The sequence below is a fragment of the Corynebacterium pseudogenitalium genome, from assembly GCF_024453815.1.
Classification (GTDB): Bacteria; Actinomycetota; Actinomycetes; order Mycobacteriales; family Mycobacteriaceae; genus Corynebacterium; species Corynebacterium pseudogenitalium.
Map to the genome: position 1 here is coordinate 1,700,255 of NZ_CP072934.1, position 18,529 is coordinate 1,718,783.

General features: G+C 63.0%; 17 protein-coding genes. 7 read left to right on the forward strand and 10 right to left on the reverse strand.

The genetic code is table 11. The features are described from left to right. Nucleotides 1-39 precede the first annotated feature (39 nt). Complete coding sequence (locus KBP54_RS08170) at nt 40-2,169, reverse strand: hypothetical protein (protein WP_256005336.1); 2,130 nt, start codon at nt 2,167-2,169, stop codon at nt 40-42. A gap of 155 nt (nt 2,170-2,324) precedes the next feature. Between KBP54_RS08170 and KBP54_RS08175 the strand changes: the two genes are divergently transcribed. From KBP54_RS08175 to KBP54_RS08195, 5 genes are all read left to right on the forward strand, one after another. Further along, the gene (locus tag KBP54_RS08175; protein WP_256005337.1) at nt 2,325-2,720 is read left to right on the forward strand and encodes a guanyl-specific ribonuclease; all 396 of its coding nucleotides are present in this window, start codon (nt 2,325-2,327) and stop codon (nt 2,718-2,720) included. A gap of 71 nt (nt 2,721-2,791) precedes the next feature. Continuing rightward, complete coding sequence (locus KBP54_RS08180; protein ID WP_256005339.1) at nt 2,792-3,793, forward strand: hypothetical protein; 1,002 nt, start codon at nt 2,792-2,794, stop codon at nt 3,791-3,793. 249 nt (nt 3,794-4,042) lie between these two features. Then, nucleotides 4,043-5,737 (forward strand): carbon starvation CstA family protein, encoded by a 1,695-nt coding sequence (locus KBP54_RS08185; RefSeq protein ID WP_252931289.1) that lies wholly within the window; start codon nt 4,043-4,045, stop codon nt 5,735-5,737. Continuing rightward, complete coding sequence (locus tag KBP54_RS08190) at nt 5,721-5,984, forward strand: cory-CC-star protein (protein WP_256005340.1); 264 nt, start codon at nt 5,721-5,723, stop codon at nt 5,982-5,984. Before KBP54_RS08185 ends, KBP54_RS08190 begins: the two co-directional genes overlap by 17 nt. Beyond that, complete coding sequence (locus tag KBP54_RS08195) at nt 5,975-6,916, forward strand: ArsA family ATPase (protein WP_256005342.1); 942 nt, start codon at nt 5,975-5,977, stop codon at nt 6,914-6,916. Before KBP54_RS08190 ends, KBP54_RS08195 begins: the two co-directional genes overlap by 10 nt. 119 nt (nt 6,917-7,035) lie before the next feature. Here KBP54_RS08195 and KBP54_RS08200 read toward each other — a convergent pair whose 3' ends face one another. Beyond that, on the reverse strand, nt 7,036-8,349 hold the full coding sequence (locus tag KBP54_RS08200; protein WP_256006640.1) for a deoxyguanosinetriphosphate triphosphohydrolase: 1,314 nt from the start codon (nt 8,347-8,349) through the stop codon (nt 7,036-7,038). Between the two features lie 4 nt (nt 8,350-8,353). Between KBP54_RS08200 and KBP54_RS08205 the strand changes: the two genes are divergently transcribed. Then, nucleotides 8,354-10,381, forward strand: a complete 2,028-nt coding sequence (locus KBP54_RS08205; RefSeq protein ID WP_256005343.1) for a TPM domain-containing protein — start codon at nt 8,354-8,356, stop codon at nt 10,379-10,381. Nucleotides 10,382-10,385: 4 nt separating this feature from the next. Here the strand turns inward: KBP54_RS08205 and KBP54_RS08210 are convergent, their stop codons facing one another. Genes KBP54_RS08210 through KBP54_RS08220 form a run of 3 tightly spaced genes read right to left on the reverse strand, consistent with a single transcriptional unit; the run spans nt 10,386 to nt 12,712 of the window. Then, nucleotides 10,386-10,811, reverse strand: coding sequence for a hypothetical protein (locus KBP54_RS08210; RefSeq protein ID WP_256005345.1), 426 nt, complete (start codon nt 10,809-10,811; stop codon nt 10,386-10,388). After that, nucleotides 10,811-11,317 (reverse strand): hypothetical protein, encoded by a 507-nt coding sequence (locus tag KBP54_RS08215; protein WP_070362095.1) that lies wholly within the window; start codon nt 11,315-11,317, stop codon nt 10,811-10,813. The genes KBP54_RS08210 and KBP54_RS08215 overlap by 1 nt, the downstream gene beginning before the upstream one ends. Before the next feature lie 12 nt (nt 11,318-11,329). After that, nucleotides 11,330-12,712 carry a glycine--tRNA ligase gene (locus KBP54_RS08220; RefSeq protein ID WP_256005347.1) on the reverse strand — a complete coding sequence of 461 codons (1,383 nt, stop codon included), beginning with the start codon at nt 12,710-12,712 and terminating at the stop codon, nt 11,330-11,332. A 114-nt stretch (nt 12,713-12,826) separates the two neighbouring features. Here KBP54_RS08220 and KBP54_RS08225 point away from each other — a divergent pair, with 114 nt between their 5' ends. After that, entirely contained in the window at nt 12,827-13,243 is a 417-nt protein-coding gene (locus KBP54_RS08225; protein WP_256005349.1) for a Fur family transcriptional regulator, read from the forward strand. Here KBP54_RS08225 and KBP54_RS08230 read toward each other — a convergent pair. The 5 genes from KBP54_RS08230 to pdxY form a co-directional block, all read right to left on the reverse strand. Continuing rightward, on the reverse strand, nt 13,240-13,980 hold the full coding sequence (locus KBP54_RS08230; protein WP_240492792.1) for an isoprenyl transferase: 741 nt from the start codon (nt 13,978-13,980) through the stop codon (nt 13,240-13,242). The genes KBP54_RS08225 and KBP54_RS08230 overlap by 4 nt on opposite strands. An 8-nt stretch (nt 13,981-13,988) precedes the next feature. After that, the gene (gene recO, locus KBP54_RS08235; protein ID WP_256005351.1) at nt 13,989-14,726 is read right to left on the reverse strand and encodes a DNA repair protein RecO; all 738 of its coding nucleotides are present in this window, start codon (nt 14,724-14,726) and stop codon (nt 13,989-13,991) included. Continuing rightward, nucleotides 14,716-15,708 carry a GTPase Era gene (gene era / locus KBP54_RS08240; RefSeq protein ID WP_256005352.1) on the reverse strand — a complete coding sequence of 331 codons (993 nt, stop codon included), beginning with the start codon at nt 15,706-15,708 and terminating at the stop codon, nt 14,716-14,718. The genes recO and era overlap by 11 nt, the downstream gene beginning before the upstream one ends. Nucleotides 15,709-16,265: 557 nt before the next feature. Next, the gene (locus KBP54_RS08245; protein WP_176754791.1) at nt 16,266-17,180 is read right to left on the reverse strand and encodes a DUF559 domain-containing protein; all 915 of its coding nucleotides are present in this window, start codon (nt 17,178-17,180) and stop codon (nt 16,266-16,268) included. Nucleotides 17,181-17,675: 495 nt separating this feature from the next. Then, a complete protein-coding gene (gene pdxY, locus KBP54_RS08250; RefSeq protein ID WP_256005354.1) occupies nt 17,676-18,527 on the reverse strand; it encodes a pyridoxal kinase PdxY in 852 nt (283 codons plus the stop codon). Nucleotides 18,528-18,529: the final 2 nt, after the last annotated feature.

Consider the following 18,529-nt stretch of genomic DNA (forward strand, 5'->3'; position numbering starts at 1 on the left):
TAACCCCCGGCTCCGACATTCAGGATGTGCGTACCGCTCCTAGAACAATTTCTCCACACGCGGCGTGCCGACCGGCACAAGCCGCTGGCCGTCAACACGGTACGTGCCCTCGATGATCAGCGACGGCGCGGCCATCGCGTCGCGCTCATCGGCAGCGCCGTACTTGAGCATGACCTTGTCGCCTTCCGTTTCGAAGACGTAGAACGGCCTGCGCGCCTCTGGTCGCTGTGGCTCAATGGTGAGGCCATTCCCGTAAGGTCCGGTTTCTACAAAATTGAGGTTTTCGTCCAGCAGGAAGAGGCTCTGTGGCCAAGCAGTGCCTCCTGCATAGCACTGCGCTACCAGCAGAATGCGATCCTTCCCATCGACGTTGAGCCACTTCGCATTGACGCCTAATGGCTCGTCGAATGATTCCCCGATGCGGGTATTAATGTCTACAAACCCATACTTATACCGGACAGCAGACTCCTCCAGGCGCCCGTTAGTAAGGCGTCCACCATAATGTCCGCACACCGCCGGAATTTTCATGTTTAGCATCTTGTGCTTTAGGTCGGCCGAAATATCGGGTGTGTGCTGGGGTTGATCCTTACCCTTGTCCTGATCCTTGTTCTTGCCTGGGTCCTTGCCCGTGTCTGGGTCTTTACCGCAGCCAAGGTCCCACTCCTTCTTCACCAATTCACTAGTCAGTTCCAGGCTCAAGAACTCCATCTTGGACCAACCGCCGAGTACTCCACCGAGTGGCGATTCCACAGTGATCTCACCCTTTGGCGCGTTCAGGGCCAACGACCCAGTGCATGTGTCGTTCTTTCGGTCGGCCTGACCCGCCAGACTTGCGCCAAGCGCGCCATTAAATGTCTTCCACAAAGCTGCGGTAGCCTGCACACCGGGCTCAAGCCGTGCGGTTAACGTGCTCTCAACCTCGCTAAATTCTGGTTTGAACGTCCCCGGGGAAGCTTCACGGGAGATTTGTTTCAAACTCCGACTATCTGCGTCATACTTAAACCCGATAACGCCCTCCTTCGAAGCTTCTAATGAGAAGCTCCTGGCCCGCTCAGCTGACAGTTCAAGTTCAAACGTTGGCTCAACACCAGTGTCCATATACACCCACACCGGTCCCACTGGGAACAGCCAAGGTCGCTTCTTGCCAAACCGCTTCTGCAAGTACTCCTCCGCCGCCTTACCCAAGTCTTCGCCCACGTCAATCTTTGACCCAGTCTTTACCTCGAACTTGGTGTAAACCTTCGTCTTGAGCTCAAAGCTCTTATCTGCCTCTTTCTCGACAGCTTCCTTATTGATGCCCAACTCTGGGCTCACGCTGACACCACCAGTGAGTTCCGCTTTCGACAAGGCATCCTTCTTCACCAGCCTCTTCGATTCCGCAAGCTTCTTCAGATCAGCTGTAAGCTCAAGCTTTGCTTCCTTTTCGGAATCCGCGGTCGGCATCGCATTGATCTGCGCGCCAGTCACTGGGTCGATGATCGGCATCGGCTCGGCAGTCATCAGGCGGCCCTGGAACTTCACATCACCCTTCGTGTACTCAATGATGTCATCCAGGATCGCAGGCTTCGTCTCCACCGTGACGGCGGTCGTCCCTTCTTCAACCTTGACGATCTTCGCCATCGCCGCCCCCGGGAACTTCGCGCTCGGCGGGATCGAAAGCACGTCGCCCTCGCGGAGGTGCAACTGCTCGAATGCCTGCTTGCTCAGTTCGAGAGTCGAACCGATCTGCCCGGCGCCTCTCGGGAACAGTTCTGTGGCTTGCTGCGTCGAAAAGTTCCGGGCCTGCGGATTCACCTTATAGACGGCCCCGTTATCCGCCCGGTACTCATCCGGCTTCAACCCCAACCGCGAGCTCCCCTCACCACTCGAGGATCCGCCCTGCCCGCCCTGGGCCTTCGTCACCGTTGCTGCAATCGTCGCGATAATCGCCAACAACCCAAGCACTGAGGCAACACCGACCAGCTCCCCAGGCAAGACAACTTTCCCAATCCGCAACGGCTGCATCTTCGGCAGCTGCACACCTGCCGCATACGGATCCTCCACACTCGAACCAAACTCAGGCTCACTTGGCGCAGCCTGAACCGGAGCGGTCATCGAGCCCGCCCCCAATGCCAACGACACACCCACCGCAACGGTCGCGCGACGCCAGCCCCTCACATTTCTTCTCATGAGTTCCCCTTTACAGCGAATAGCTCCGCAACCAGCGCAAAGCCAAAGTCTTTTCAATTGTTGAAAGCAGCCTACAACAAATACACAGCTTCCACTACGACTTCTGCAAGGCAGTTCCTAACTGTTCTGCGGAGCCTGTGCCACAATGACTCAGCGTGAGCCGAAAATCGAAGAACACCGCCGTCGGCGCCGTCGTTGTCGCCGCGGCGCTCCTGATCAACACGTTCCTGCCCAACAATAACGAGGGCGCCGCGTCGGGAGACCCCACCTCCTGCCCGAACCTCCCCGCAGAGGCCTGGGACACCATCGACCTCATCGAATCCGGCGGACCCTACCCACACCCGGAGGACGACTCGCGCTTCGGTAATTACGAGCGCACCCTCCCCGAGGAGCCACTCGGCTACTACCGCGAATACACCGTGGACACGCCGGGCGTGCACCACCGCGGGCTGCGGCGCATCGTCACCGGCGGCGGAGCCGACGGCGTCGTCGACGAGTGGTACTACACCGACAACCATTACGACACCTTCTGCGAGGTGCAGCCGAGGTAACTAACTGGGGGGAAGGTGGCGTCTCGAGCACACTCGGGAAATTGTGAACAAAATTGCTACACTGCCAACGCATGGGGGAATTCGCAGCGCTCAACGCACACATTCACAGCCTTCGGGGACGCACAGTACAAGCTCAGCGGCACAAACAGGCCGTCGCGAGCGGGACTATGGTGCAGATTGGGAGGTATGGGGCCGTCGAAAAGCAGTGGTGGGGCACGCTAGACCCCGACACCCGCCGCATCGCACGAGCCCTCATCCACGGCCGCGAAAACCGCAAAGCCGCCATCGTTGGGCGCACCGCCGCGCGCCTCCACCGCCTCCCCGTGCCGCACCTCGGCCGCCAGCCCGAACTCACCGAAGTCGCACTGCCCAACGGCACCTCCATCACCCGCAGCAAATGGCGCCCCGGCCTCCACTATCGACGCCAAATCCTCCACACCACCGACACCATCGCCGGAATCCGCGTCGCACCCCTGCCCGAAACCATCGCGGGCATCTTCAAATGGGAGCCACGCGCGCAGCTCTACCCCGTCCTCAACCACCTCAAACACGTCGGCGGCCACGAGGACACCATCACCGCAGCCATCTGGGCCCTGCCCCACCAACGCGACCGCAACACCCTCCAACTCTGCTGGGAGCGCGCCACCCACCACCCAATCGCGCCCGAGCTCAGCTACCTCGCCACCGCCCTCCTCTCCCACCACGCACTCCCCGCGCACTACTGGCACACCCAACCGCACCGCGTCATGTACGGCACCCACTTCGCCCTCGCACTCACCGACGCCCCACTTTTCGACGACCACTGCGCCCCCGCCGAAACCAGCTGGGTCCGCACATTGCACGTCCCCGTGGAAGCACTCCACCGAGACCTCCGCGGCACGATCAACCTCATCGCCGACACCGTGCGCGCCACCTACCGCGGCCGCCCGCATTGCGACATCTGCCGGGGCCCGCGCGAACCACTGCAATACGCCGACGACCCCCTCCGTGATGCAAGCATTGAAGCCTACATCGCAAGGATTAGCAGATTCCCCGACGATGAGCGGCCCGAAGGCCTTCTTCCTGCGTGGTGATTTTGGGGTGGCATGTGTGCTCTCGAGCGGAGTCGGGAATTTGTGAACAAAATTGCGTGTGGTTGGAGTCACAAAATGCGCAATTCTATTCACGATTTTCCGAACAATCTCGCGAGGCATATCCCCACCCCACGCGAGTCGTCGCCGACGAGAACCTCCGGGAGTGTTCAGAAAACACCGGAAATGAGCTGTGAGGTGTGGCATACTTTCCGCAGTTGTGACTCAAGACACTGACAGAAAGGCGACCGCATGAACTCGCTCTTCCTCGTACTCATCGGGCTGGCGATGCTGCTCACCGGGTACCTGCTCTATTCAAAGTTCCTGGGCCAGCGGGTCTATAAGCTCTCTGAGAGCTATGAGACCCCGGCGCACACTATGGAAGACGGTGTGGACTACGTGCCCACCAACAAGTACGTGCTGTGGGGCCACCACTTCACTTCCGTGGCGGGCGCCGCGCCGATTATCGGCCCGGCAGTCGCTGTGATTTGGGGTTGGCTGCCCGCATTCCTGTGGGTGACCTTGGGAACGGTGTTCTTTGCGGGGATGCACGACTTGGGGGCGTTGTGGGCGTCGCAAAGGCATAAAGGGCAGTCGATTGGCACGTTGTCTGGGCGCTACATCGGCGCGCGTGGGCGCAATCTCTTCCTCGTGGTGATTTTCCTGCTGCTGCTGATGGTGAATACTGCGTTCGCGGTGGTGATTTCGAACCTGCTGATTGCGACGCCGTCGGCGGTGATTCCGACGTGGGGCGCGATCCTGGTGGCGGTGCTGATTGGGCAGGCGATTTACCGCCTGAAGTGGAATCTGCCGCTGGTGTCGGTGGTTGGTGTTGTGGCGCTGTACGCGCTGATGGTGATTGGTGACCGCGTGCCGCTCGCGCTGCCGGAGACGGTGATGGGTATTCCGGACCGCGGTATCTGGATCATTTTGCTGTTCGTGTACGCGTTCATTGCGTCGATGCTGCCGGTGTGGGTGCTGTTGCAGCCGCGTGATTACATCAATGGGCTGCAGCTGTTTGTTGGTCTGATTATTTTGTACGCTTCGTTCTTTATTGTGCGTCCGGAGATTGTGGCGCCGTCGATTAATGAGGCGGTGCCGGAGGGCACGCCGAGTATCTTCCCGCTGCTCTTCGTGACGATTGCGTGTGGTGCGGTGTCTGGCTTCCACGGCATTGTTGCTTCGGGTACGTCGGCGAAGCAGTTGGATAAGGAGACGGACGCGCGCTTCGTTGGGTACTTCGGTGCGGTTGGTGAGGGACTGCTGGCCCTCGGCACGATTGTGGCGACGACGGGCGGCTACAAGACGATCGCGGATTGGGAGAACGTGTACAACGAGTGGAACGCCGGTGGCGTCAACGCCTTCGTCGAAGGCGGCGGTGCGTTGATGAACCAGGGCCTGGGCATCCCGACGTCCCTGTCGGCCACGATTCTGGCCACCATGGCTGTCCTCTTCGCTGCGACCACGATGGACTCTGGTGTGCGTCTGCAGCGCATGGTGGTCGGCGAGATCGGCCAGATTATGGGTGTGAAGCTCTCCGGCCTGGCAGCCACGATCATCGCGGTGGGAGCGGCGCTGGGCTTGACGTTCTCCACGGGCCTCGACGGCTCCGGCGGCATGATCATCTGGCCGCTGTTCGGCACCACGAACCAGCTGATGGCCGGGCTGACCCTGGCAGTCCTGGTGGTCATCCTGACCAGGCTGCGTCGCCCGACGCTGCCACTGCTGATCCCGCTGGCGTTCGTCACGCTGATGTCGCTGTGGGCGGCGGTGCTGCAGCTGCGCACCCTCTTCGAGGCGGGCAACTGGCTGCTGCTCGCCATCGACGTCGTCATTATTATCTGCGCGATCTGGGTCATCGTTGAGGCGATCACCGCGATCAGCAAGGCGCGCCGCGAGCCAGCCGTCGACTGGGAGGACACGCCGGTCCATGAGCCTGCGCAGTAAGCTGGCCGCGCTCGGCGCGGGCCTCAGCGAGTTCTACCAGGCGCCCTACCGCCGCGAATTCGCCCGCGCCGCACGCGAGGAGGACGACCTGTTCACCATGCTCGTCGCCTCCGAAATGCTCGGCATCCCGAACCCCGCCAGCTACTACACGCTCGAACTCCTCCCCCTGCTTTACGACGACTTCCACGCCTGGCACACCCGCATGGGCATGGAACACTCACCACTCGACGGAATCTCATGTTGCTAGACGCCCCAGTCATGTTCTTCGGCGGGAAAGGTGGCGTCGGCAAGACGACCATCTCCGCCGCCACAGCCGTGCGCCTCGCCGCGCGCCGCCACCGCGTCCTCTTAGTTTCAACGGACCCCGCACACAACCTCGGGCACATTTGGAACACCTCGCTTCACGACGCCCCCACCGCCCTCGAACCGAACCTCCACGCCATCGAGCTCGACCCAGCAACCATCACCGACCAGCACCTGCGTGCCGTCGGCGAATCGATGCGCGCCATGATGCCCGAACGCCTCCACCGCGAAGTAGACCGCCACCTGGAGATGTCACGACACTCCCCCGGCATGCACGAGGCCGCCCTCCTCGAGCGCATCGCGGACCTTGTCGCAGAGCGCGGCGACTACGACCACATTATCTTCGACACCGCCCCCTCCGGCCACACCTCCCGCCTCATGGCGCTCCCCGAGGTCATGGCCGCCTACACCGACGGCCTCTTGGCCCGGCGCGATAAGTCCGATAAGTTCAGCGAGCTCGTCCGCGGGATGGGCGGCACTTCCGGGAACAGCGGCTCCCCTGTCGACCGCCGCAACCAGCAGATCCGCTCCACACTGCTGAAGCGCCGCCGCAAGTTCGAGCGCCTGCGCACTGTCCTCACCGATCCCGCCCAGTGCGTCTTCCACATCGTGCTGACCGCGGAGCGCCTGCCGGTCATGGAGTCGATGGAGTTCTACGAGGAGCTCACGTCCCACGGCGTGCACGTCGGCGGGGCCGTGGTGAACCGCCGCACGCCAGATGAGGCCGGCTCTTTTTTGGCGGGACGCCGCGAGGTGGAAGCGCGAGCGCTGGAGCTGCTGGACCTGCCAGTGCCGATCCTTGAGCTTCCGTGGCTTCCGGGCGAAATTGGCACGCGGGGTGCGCTCGAGCAGATCGCTGGATTCCTCTCCACGTAGAGGTAGAAGGTGTCGTCTCGAGCGGAGTCGGAATTTTGTGAACAGATTTGCTTGTGTGATGAGTCACAAAAACTGCACTTTTGTTCACGATTTCCCGAATAATCTCGCGAGGCATACCTCTAGTAGAAGCCGTCGAATGCGGCGGCCTTCTTCGCGGTGCGCTCGAGGCGCGACTCCGTCATCGAAGCGATCTGGTCCACGATGACGCGCTCGCGCTCCAGATCTGTCTCGGCGGCCTCGAACCACTGCTGGAACATTGTGTCCAGGGTGCCCGGCGCGCCGGCGCGCAGGTACTCGTGGACGTGGAAGATGCGGTCGCGTTGCCGGTCCTGGCGAGCGAGGTGCGCGGGCTCGTCCATCACATAGAGCACGGCGACGGTCTTGAGAAGACGGACCTCTGCCTCCACGTCAGGCGGGACCACGAGGTTGCCGTGCTGTCTGCCCAGCACGTTGTTTGCTTCGTCGGTGAGCGTGGCCTGCGTGACCCCACCGACGTAACGGCCCACCAGCTCCGAGGTCAGCGCTTTGAGTTGGGTCCAGGACTGGAGAGTGAAGTCGAAGTCGGCGGCTGCGGCGATGGCTGGCAAGGCGCGGAGGCGGTCGGCGGCGTCGATGAGGGAGTCGGCGGTGCCGCCAAACGCGGCGGCACCTTTCTCGGCGAGGGCGGCGAGCTCGACGAAGTCCCAAAGGACCTGCAGTGACACGCGCGAGGAGACGATGCCGTCCTCGACGTCGTGGACGGAGTAGGCGATGTCGTCGGAAAAGTCCATGACTTGGGCTTCCATGGGTGGGCGCGAATCGGTGTGTCCGGCGCGCGCCCAGGCGAGGACGTCGGCGTCTTCGTCGTAGGCGGAGTATTTGCGGTTGACTGTGCCGTCGGGGTTGGTGCGGGTCCACGGGTATTTGGTGGCGGCGTCGAGGCTGGCGCGGGTGAGGTTGAGGCCGTAGGTGGTGGCGTCGATAATTATTTTTGGTTCGAGGCGCGCGAGAATGCGCAGGGTTTGTGCGTTGCCTTCGAAGCCGCAGGGGGCGGCTTCGTTGAGGGCGTTTTCGCCGTTGTGGCCGTAGGGCGGGTGGCCGATATCGTGGGTGAGGCCGGCCATTTCGCATAGGTCGGGGTGGAGGCCGAGTCCGGTGCCGATGCCGCGCGCGATCTGTGCGACTTCCAGCGAGTGGGTCAGGCGTGTGCGGGGCGTGTCTCCGTCGCGGGGGCCGACGACTTGGGTTTTGTCGGCGAGGCGGCGCAGTGCCGCGGAGTGGAGGACGCGGGCACGGTCGCGGGCAAACGCGTCGCGGGTGTCCGCCTGGGGCGCGGTTTGGGCGCCTTTTGCGGCTTCGGGGGCGCGGCGTTCGACGTCTGCGGCGTTATAGGTGTACACGTCTACTGAGCGTAAACGTTTCCGGCACGTTTCTGTGTGAGCGACTACCCTCATTGGCATGACTAAGCGCAATTACCGTCTCTTGGCCGCTGCCCCGCTGTTTGTTGGGGGCGCGTTGCTGGCCGTCGCTCCGGTGGCGCAGGCTGCAGCGCCGTCCGTGTCTGTGCTGGCACTTCAGCCCAGCTTATTGACGACGCCAGTCACCGACGAAGCTGGCGTCCTGACCGCTGGGGAGGTCTCCCAGGTTGAGGACGCTATCGCGCAGGTCAGCGCGCAGAAGGGTCGCTCGGTGCGGGTGGTGTTCCTAGATTCCTTTGAGGGAACGCCGCCGTCGGAGTGGACGGAGGACGCGGTGCGGGCCAACGGGCCGAACACGGCAGTCATCGCGATTTCGCCGAATGAGCGCGCCTACAGCGTGACTACTGGCGAGCAGTGGTCGTCAGCGGAGGCGGACGCGATTGACCAGGCTGCGTACGCGAGGTTGGTGCAGTCTGACTGGGCGGGTGCCGCGCTGGCCGCGGTTGAGGCGGCCGGCAGCGCTAGTGCTGGTTCGGGCGGCACGGGTTCGGGCTCAGGTGGCGGCGAGGCGACCGGCCTGATTGCTGGCGGTGCCGGGCTCGCCGCGGTTGCTGGTGGCGGGTACTGGGCTGTGTCGCGTCGTAAGAACAAGCAGCACCGGGAGGCGCAGGTGGCGTCGGCACGCGAGCTGGCACCCGGCGATGCGGATTCGTTGAACCGCCTGCCTACCGCCACCCTGGACGCGGTGGCGCAGGAGACGCTCGTCGCCGCTGACGAATCCGTACAGCAGGGTCAGGAGGAGCTGCGCCTGGCTACCTCCGAGTTCGGCGCGGACCGCGTGCGGCCGTTTACTGCCGCGATGAACTCGGCGACCACCGCCTTGCAGCGCGCGTTTCGCACCCAGCAGGCGCTGCACGACGCCATCCCGGAGACCGAGCCGGAGCGGCGCGCCATGCTCATCGACATCATTACGTCTGCCCGCACGGCTGAGGCGTCGCTGCGCGCGAAGACGGAGGAGTTCAACTCGATGCGCGGTGTGCTGATGCGCGCGCCGGAGGAGATCGAGAAGGTGATGCAGCGCACCGTGGATCTGCGCTCGCGGCTGGAGCCTGCGAAGCAGCAGCTGGTGGCGCTGCGGGAGCAGTACCCCGCCCAGATGCTGCACTCCATCGACGGCAACGTGGAGCTCGCCGCCGAGTCTCTCGACGAGGCCGAGGCGCAGTTGGACAAGGCCCGCGGTCTTGCCGCGCGTCCGGCCGGTGAGCAGGGCCCGCTTCTCGACGTCCTCTCCGCCGCCACCCGCGCCGTCGAACTTTCCGACCATAACTTGTCCGCCATCGAACACGCCGACGCGAACATCCGGACAGCGAAGGAGAACCTGTCCTCGCTCATCCAGGAAATCCGCGACGAGATCGAGCAGATCGCGCAGCTCAAGGGGGCACGCGAACAGGGTGCCGACATTGACGTGACCGCCCTCGACCGCGTCACCGCGACCGCCCGCGAGGCCATCGCCAACATCGGCGACCGCAACACCACCGACCCACTGAGCCTGTACGCCGACTTGAGCGACGTGGACGCCCAGCTCGACGCAGAAATCGAACGCGCCGAGGGCGCCGCCCACGACCAGTCGCGGGCGCTGACCATGTTCGACCAGCAGATGCAGGTGGCCACCACCCAGATCCAGTCCGCCGAGGACATGATTCGTTCCCGCGGCCGCATCATCAGCTCGCAGCCGCGCACCCTGCTGGCCCAGGCACAGCGCGAGTACGCGGAGGCCCAGCAGCGCCGCACCAGCAACACCCGCGAGGCCATCGAGTACGCCCGCCAGGCAACCACCACCGCGCGTCGCGCGATCCAGGCCGCCAAGGACGACTTGGATCAGTACCGCCGCGCCCAAGCCCGCGATACCGCGAACTCCATGGCGCAGGCCGTGCTGTGGGGCTCGATCCTGTCCGGCGGCGGCAACCGCGGGGGCGGCTTCGGGGGCGGAGGATTCGGTGGAGGCGGCGGCTTCTCCGGTGGCGGCGGTGGCGGCGGCGGGATGAACACCCGCGGCGGCACTTTCTAACCGGCTAGTAGCGCAGCCTACGCGTGGGCGTATCCACGTACGTGAGCGCCCACGTTATAAACAGCAGGTCCCCCACGAGCGCCTCGGAGGCGCAGTCCCCTAGAACGGTCACCTCCAACTCACCGTTGAGGTGGCCGTTTGTCGTTGCGACGGTGGTGCCGCGGGCGTCGATAATGTCGCGGCGGCGCCCCCGGGTCCTGCGCACCGTGTAAGGCCTGCCGCCGCATTCGGCGGTGTAGCGCGCCACGGTCAGGCTGGTCTTGCGCAGCTGGTAGCGCTGGCCGCGCTCGTCGACTGCACGCAGGGACGCGGGGGACGTCGACACCATGGTGATGCGGTGGCCGTCCGCGGTGATCGTGGCGCCCTCCAGGGTTGCCACCGTCGCATCGGTTCCTTCGAGCGCCGCACCGCGCCACCACACCGTGGTCATTAGAGGAACATCACCAGCACGATGATTCCCGAGAACAGCAACAGCGTGCCGATCAGAGCGTTCGAAATCCCGAGCTTCTTCGCCTCCAGGACCTCGCGGCTTACCCACGCCAACCCCGCCACATCAGTGGCAGGCAGGGTGGTCTCGCCCTCAAACTCGAGGATTGCTTTGCGCACCCCGTTGTGGTCCTGGGTGAACTGCGCGACCTTCTCGCCGGCGGCGTCGTTGACCACCCAGTTCTTGCCCCACTCGTTGACCAGCACGTAGGAGCGCTCCCCGATGTGTACAGGGATCTCCTTCGCGCGTGCCAAGGAAGCGGTGGCTTCCACCACTGTCTCACCGTTACACTTCGCCACCGCGCCGGACTCAGGGGCGACCAGCAGGTCCCACTGCTGCCCGCCCACCGTTGCGGACTCGTGCGTGAACTCGCCGAGTACCTCCGGGCCGGCCTCAGCCAACAGCTTCGGGGCGTCGCGCTGCGTGCGGTCCCAGCTTACGTAATGCATGGCGAGTGCCCCCTAGCAGCCGATCAGGCGGGTAGCCAGGTATGCCTCGAGCTCGTCGATCTTGACGCGCTCCTGCTCCATCGTGTCACGCTCGCGGACGGTCACGGCGCCATCCTCAAGCGAGTCGAAGTCGAAGGTCACGCAGAACGGCGTACCGGTCTCGTCCTGGCGGCGGTAGCGGCGGCCGATCGCGCCGGAGGTATCGAAGTCGACGTTCCAGTGCTGGCGCAGCTTCGCGGCGAGCTCCTCAGCGGGCTCGGCAAGCTCGGACTTCTTGGACAGCGGCAGCACAGCAACCTTCACCGGCGCCAGGCGGCGATCCAGCTTCAGCACCACGCGGGTATCCGTGCCACCCTTGGCGTTCGGGGCTTCTTCCTCATGGTAGGCGTCGACAAGGAAGGCCATCATCGCACGGCCAAGGCCAGCGGCTGGCTCGATGCAGTACGGCGTCCAGCGCTCGTTTGCTGCCTGGTCGAAGTAGGACAGGTCCTCGCCGGACTTCTCGGAGTGCGTGCGCAGGTCGTAGTCCGTGCGGTTCGCGATGCCCTCGAGCTCGCCCCACTTGGAGCCGGTGAAGTTGTAGGCGTACTCGATGTCGACAGTGCGCTTCGAGTAGTGCGACAGCTTCTCCTTCGGGTGCTCGTACAAGCGCAGATTATCCGGGTTAACGCCCAGGTCGATGTACCACTGCAGGCGGTTATCAATCCAGTACTGGTGCCATTCTTCGTCCTCACCCGGCTTGACGAAGAACTCCATCTCCATCTGCTCAAACTCGCGGGTACGGAAAATGAAGTTGCCCGGCGTGATCTCGTTGCGGAAGGACTTACCAATGTTGGCGATGCCGAACGGCGGCTTCAGACGCGCGGACGTCATCACATTCTTAAAGTTCACGAAGATGCCCTGCGCCGTCTCCGGGCGCATGTAGTGCAGGCCCTCCTTGTCGTCGACCGGGCCGAGGTACGTCTTCATCAGGCCCGAGAACTCACGCGGCTCAGTCCAGTTGCCCGGCTGGCCCGTCTCCGGGTCCTTGATGTCAGCCAAGCCGTTTACTGGCGGGTGGCCGTGCTTCTCCTCGTAGGCCTCCAGCAGGTGGTCCGCACGGTAGCGCTTGTTGGTGTACAGCGACTCCACCAGCGGGTCCGTGAACACCTCCACGTGGCCCGAAGCCTCCCACACCTGACGCGGCAGAATAATCGACGTATCCACGCCGACCGTATCCTTCCGGGACTGCACCATGTGCTTCCACCACTGGCGCTTAATGTTTTCCTTCAGCTCGACACCGAGCGGACCGTAGTCCCATGCAGAACGCGTACCGCCGTAAATTTCACCGGCCGGGTACACAAGGCCACGGCGCTTGCAAAGGTTAACAACGGTATCGATCTTGCTGGCTGACATGAACACTCCTCATATATGGGTGATGCAAAAACTACCCGCTTAGTGTAGCCAATCCCCCAGACACTTAGCATCTACCCCACCACATTGGCGCCGTCCGCTACTCTGGGACGCACTATGCCAAGCTCGAATAACCCCGTCAGGAAACTCGGCCCGCGCATGACCCGCCAGCGCCAGGCCGTCGTGGACGCGCTGAAAGACATTGACAAGTTCAGCCCCGCCAAAGACATCCACGCAGCGCTAGTCGACCGCAACGAGCAAGTCGGTCTCACCACCGTCTACCGCACGTTGCAGGGGCTCGCAGAAATCGGCGCCGTTGACGTCATCCAAAGCCCAGAGGGCGAAACCCTCTACCGGCACTGCCTCACCGAGCACCACCACCATCACCTCGTGTGCGTCAAGTGCGGCACCAGCGAGGAGATCGAAGGCGGCCCCGTCGAGTCCTGGGCTGAGGCCACCGCCAAAGAGCACGGCTTCACGCTCGTCGCCCACGAAGCAGAAATCTACGGCATCTGCAGCACCTGCCAGGCCTAATCAAACTTATCGACGGCCCCTCCGAACCTCCTGTCCCGCTTCGCATACTCGTACACGGCGTCGAACATGTCGTCCTTAGTGAAGTCCGGGAAAAGCTTATCCTGGTAGACCATCTCCGCGTACGCCGACTGCCACAGCAAGAAGTTCGACGTCCGCTTCTCCCCACTCGGCCGCAAGAACAGGTCCACGTCCGGCATATCCGGCCGGTACATATACTTCGCGAACGTTTTCTCCGTAATATCCCCAGGCGCAATCTTGCCGTCCCGAGCGTCCTTGGCAAGCTGGCGGGCGCCGTCGATAATCTCGGCGCGACCACCGTAATTGATGCACATCGCAAGTGTGAGCCCCGTGTTGTCCTGCGTGAGCTCCTCAGCGGCCTCGAGCTCGCGTAGCACCGAGCGCCACAGCCGCGGGCGGCGCCCCGCCCACACGATGCGCACGTTCTTCTCGTGCAGCTCCTCGCGCTGGCGGTGCAACACATCGCGCGAAAAGCCCATGATGAACCGCACCTCCGAGGCCGCGCGGCGCCAGTTCTCCGTCGAGAACGCGTACGCCGACAGCCACTCCACCGACCCCATCTCAATGCAGGCATCCACGCAGTCCAGCAGCACCGCCTCACCGCGCTTGTGGCCCTCGGTGCGCTTCATGCCGCGCTCCTGCGCCCACCTGCCGTTACCGTCCATCACCAACGCGATATGACGAGGAATAAACTCCGGGGAAATCTGCGGTCTGCTCATGGGAAACATTATGCCTGCTTCATCACTCGCAAACTTGTTAACCCCGCCCCCAAATAAAACTGCAGGTGAGCAGACGTCGCCCGGTGCACCTGCTCCGCGAACTCCTCCGAACACACATGGTCATGCTCCAACAGCCACATCGAATGCAGCACCTCCGGGTCCACATCCATCGCCCCCGGCGGCCTGCACAGCGTGCACACCGCGCCGCCAGCCGCCGCGTGAAACGCCTTATGCGGCCCCGGCGCCTGACAGTTCGCGCAGTTAAACAGGCTCATCTTCCAGCCCGCGTGCGCCGCCGCCTTCAACAAAAACGCGTCCAGCACCAAGGTCGGGTGCGTCGGCGACTGCAGACGCTCAAAGCCCTCCTGCAGCAGCGCAAATAACTCCGGATCCTCCTGGTCAAAGGACAGCTTCTCCGCAGCCTCCAACATCGCGCAACCCGCCGCGTACCTATCGAAGTCATCAATGATCGCGTGACCATAAAACGCGACGGTATCGGCGCTAGTGATCGTCGATAAGCCTCTGCCCGGATAAACCTGCACATCCACCTCGACGAACGGCTGCAAGCGCGACCCGAACCGCGACCGCGCCTTGCGCACCCCCTTCGCCACACCCCGCACCAAGCCATGATCGCGCGTCAACAACACAACAACGCGATCCGCCTCCCCGAAATCGTACGTGCGCACCACAAACGCACGATCACGCCACGACGGCCTCCCCGCGCCGCGACCTCTCCTAGAAGCCAAGACGCCCCAACGCCTTCGGGTCCTCCTGCCAATTCTTCAACACCTTCAAACGCACATCCAGGTACACGTTCTGACCCACAAGCTCCATAATCTGCTTCCGCGAACGGTGCACAATCCCGCTCAAACGACGCCCACCAGGCCCCTCAATAATCCGCTTCTGGCCCGGGCGCTCCAAAAACATCACCGCGTAAATCATCATCCGATCCGGACGCTCCGGATCCGGATGCATCTCATCAATCTGCACCGCCACCGAGTGCGGCAACTCCTCACGCAGCCCACTCAGCGCCTCCTCACGGATCAACTCCTCAATCCGCGCCTCAACGCCCTCATCCGTCACCTGATCAACCGGATAAAACCGCGGGCCCTCCGGAAGCTTGCTCACCAACACATCCATCAGCACGTCCAGCTGCACCCGGTCCTTCGCAGACACCGGCACCAACTCCACGTCCTGCCCCAGATACTCGTGCATCTCCAACAGACGCTCCCCCACCACGTCCTTCGGCACCTTATCCAACTTCGTCACGATGCCCACGATCGGCGTCTTCGGCTTCGCCGCCCGAATCTCCTCCAAAATGTAGCGATCCCCCGGCCCCAACTTCTCATCCGCAGGCACCGTAAACCCAATCACGTCCACATCCTGGTACGTATCCTTCACGATCTCATTCAGCCGCTGCCCCAACAACGTCCGCGGCCGGTGCACCCCCGGCGTATCCACCACAATCACCTGCGCATCCTCCCGATTCACCACCCCACGAATCGGCCGACGCGTCGTCTCCGGCTGATCCGCCATAATCGCGATCTTCTCGCCCACCAACGCATTCATCAGCGTCGACTTGCCCGTATTCGGCCTGCCCACAAAACTCACAAAGCCGGACCGGAACCCCTCCGGTGTCTGCGTGAAGCCCGCGTAGTCGGGGGTGCTCGCATTTGCGTCAGCTGGTGCGTTAGACAGGTCCGGGAACTCCGGGAAGTTTTCGCTCATAGTGCAGAAGTCTACCCTGCGCTGTTGGCAGTGCAGTGTTGTCGCTGTTGTCGTGCTGTTGTTTTCGTGCTGTTTTCGTGCCGCTTTCGCTCCGATTTCGTGCCGCTTTCACTCCGGTGGAGGTGTTAAAGGAGTGCGACGCTGGTCGCCAGAAATCGGCCCGGGAAGGTGAAAAAGCGCGACCTGCATCGCACGCTTCTAAGCGCACGCTTTTAGCAACTTGGTGTGCGCTGGAGGCAAGTTGTAGCGCTGCTGGGTGTCTACGACGGTGCGGAAATGGCGTGCTGCCATCTGAATTCGCGTGATTCTCGTGCCGCTTTCACTCCGGTGGAGATGTTAAAGGAGTGCGACGCTGGTCGCTGAAAATCGGCCCGGCAGGGTGAAAAAGCGCGACCTGCATCGCACGCTTCTAAGCGCACGCATTTAGCCAAATGAGCGCGAAAACGGGCGCAATTTGAGCGCGAAAGCGGCGCGAAACAGGTTGCGAAAGCGGCGCAAAACGGGCGCGAAACACGTGGCGAAAACCAGAGCGAAACGTGGAACGAAACGGACGCGAGCTACCGGCGGGCGCGGTTCAGGGCGGAGTGGACCGTCGATAAGAAAGAGGCGGGGTTGCTTTCCACATCGTGGGGAGAAAAACGGATCAGTTCATAGCCGAGATTGCGCAGAGTATCGGCGCGGCGCTTCTCCTTCAGCAGCACATCTGCCGTATCCACGTCGGGGCCAATGTACTTCATGTTCCCATCGATTTCGATGATCAGTGCGTTTTCCACGAGAAGGTCTACACGGTAGCGCGTCGAGTCTATCCATACGTTGGACAACACATTCCTGAAGCCCGCGTCTAATAGCACTGCTCTGGTATAGGACTCCGGCGCAGACTCCGGACCGAGCACCGCATACTGAACAGCCTTCCGAGCTGCCCCAATCCCATGAAACCGGGGAGTCGTGCGCATTAAATACTGCAGCTGTGGCGCGATGAGCGTGCGCGAATAGAGCAGCCAGTCCGCGGCTACGAGTGCGTGTTTAAACCCTGCCTCGCGGGCAATCTCCAAAAAGGTCCGGTACGGAGTTGTTGTGCTCAGATGCTGGCCTTGCACCACCTCATCCGGCCGAAATCGCGACCGCACGTAGCGTACATCCGGCTGCCGAGTCGGCTTCGGCGGCGGGTTGTGCGTCAACATCGAGACCTGAGGCATCGGCTGATTGACCGTCCACATCCCCAGCAGGTGCGCCGCCGCCCGCCCCGTCACCACCGCAGTCTGCGCAACCGCACCGACAGCGAAGCTCCGCGCCCAGTCACGCTGGTACTGCGGGACCTCCTCAATTATCGACGCCGGCACCGCCACCCCCGACGACAACCTCACTAACTCGCCAGAGTCCAAGCGCTCCCGCACCTCGCGGCTCACGTTCACGCAGCTCCGAACGTCAACGAACTCTGAGCGCAACCGTGTTTTCCAGTCCCCCGTATCCATGCGCCTCATTGTGGCAGGTATGTGGTCACCGGCGCCAGGGTTTTTCGGCTTTGCACACCATAGTGTGCATCCGGGGGCACCCGACCTGGCCGCGAGCGCTGCCTCGAAAACGCCTCAAATACCACCTCGAAAACGTTCCGGTGGAGGTGTTAAAGGAGTGCGACGCTGGTCGCCGAGAATCGGCCCGGCAGGGTGAAAACACGCGACCAGCATCGCACGCTTCTAAGCGCACGCTTTGAGCAAAACGGGCGCGAAATGGGCGCAAATTAAAGGCAGTTGCGACCCTGCTTTGGCCAAAAACGAGCTGTTTACAGTACTTTCTCCAGCAGTTTTCGCTCCGGTGGAGGTATTAAAAGCGTGCGACGCTGGTCGCCGAGAATCGGCCCGGCAGGATGAAAACACGCGACCTGCATCGCACGCTACTAAGCGCACGCTTTTAGCAAAATGAGCGCGAAAAGAGCGCGAAAACGCCGGCGGAACTGCCGGCGCAAACGGCTACAGTGCCTCAACCTCGAACTGCAGCTGCGGGTTGGCGTAGGCGTCCTGGGACTCGACGAGCAGGAGCTCGGCGGAGTCGGAGTCGTAGGTGCGCTTGAGTAGGTCGTAGACGGAGCTGGCGGTCTTGGCCAGGGCGTCGGCGGCGTTGCCGCCGCGCAGGTAGTGGCCGGTGAAGAGGGCTGCGGTGACGTCGCCGGAGCCGTTGCGCTTGAATGGCAGGCGTGGGGTGCGCACGATCCACTTGCCGTGGTCGTCGACGGCGATCATTTCGATGGTGTCGGCGGGGGCGTCGGCGCGTTCGACGGAGGTGACGAGGACGGTGGAGGGGCCCATTTCGCGGGCGGCGTCGACGGCGCGGAGGGTGGAGTCCAGGTCGGTGACGTCTTGTTCTACGAGGTAGCCGAGTTCGAACTGGTTGGGGGTGATGAGGTCGGCGACGGGGACGACGCGGTCGCGGAGGAGGGGCGGGATGTTGTCGGAGACGAAGCAGCCGGATTTGGCGCTGCCCATGACTGGGTCGCAGGCGTAGATGGCGTCGGGGTTGACGGCTTTGACGCGGGCGACGGTGTCGATGATGACGTCGGCGATGTCGTCGCCGCCTTGGTAGCCGGAGAGGATGGCGTCGACACGCGGGAGGGCCCCGCGCTCCTCGATGCCGTCGATGATGGCCGCAACCTCCGTGGCTGGGATCATTGGGCCTTTCCAGGAGCCGTACCCGGTGTGGTTGGAGTAGTTGACGGTGTAGACGGGCCACACTTCGTGGCCGATGCGCTGCAGTGGGAAGACTGCGGCGGAGTTGCCTACGTGGCCGTAGGAGACGGCGGACTGGATCGACAAGATATTGCTCATGG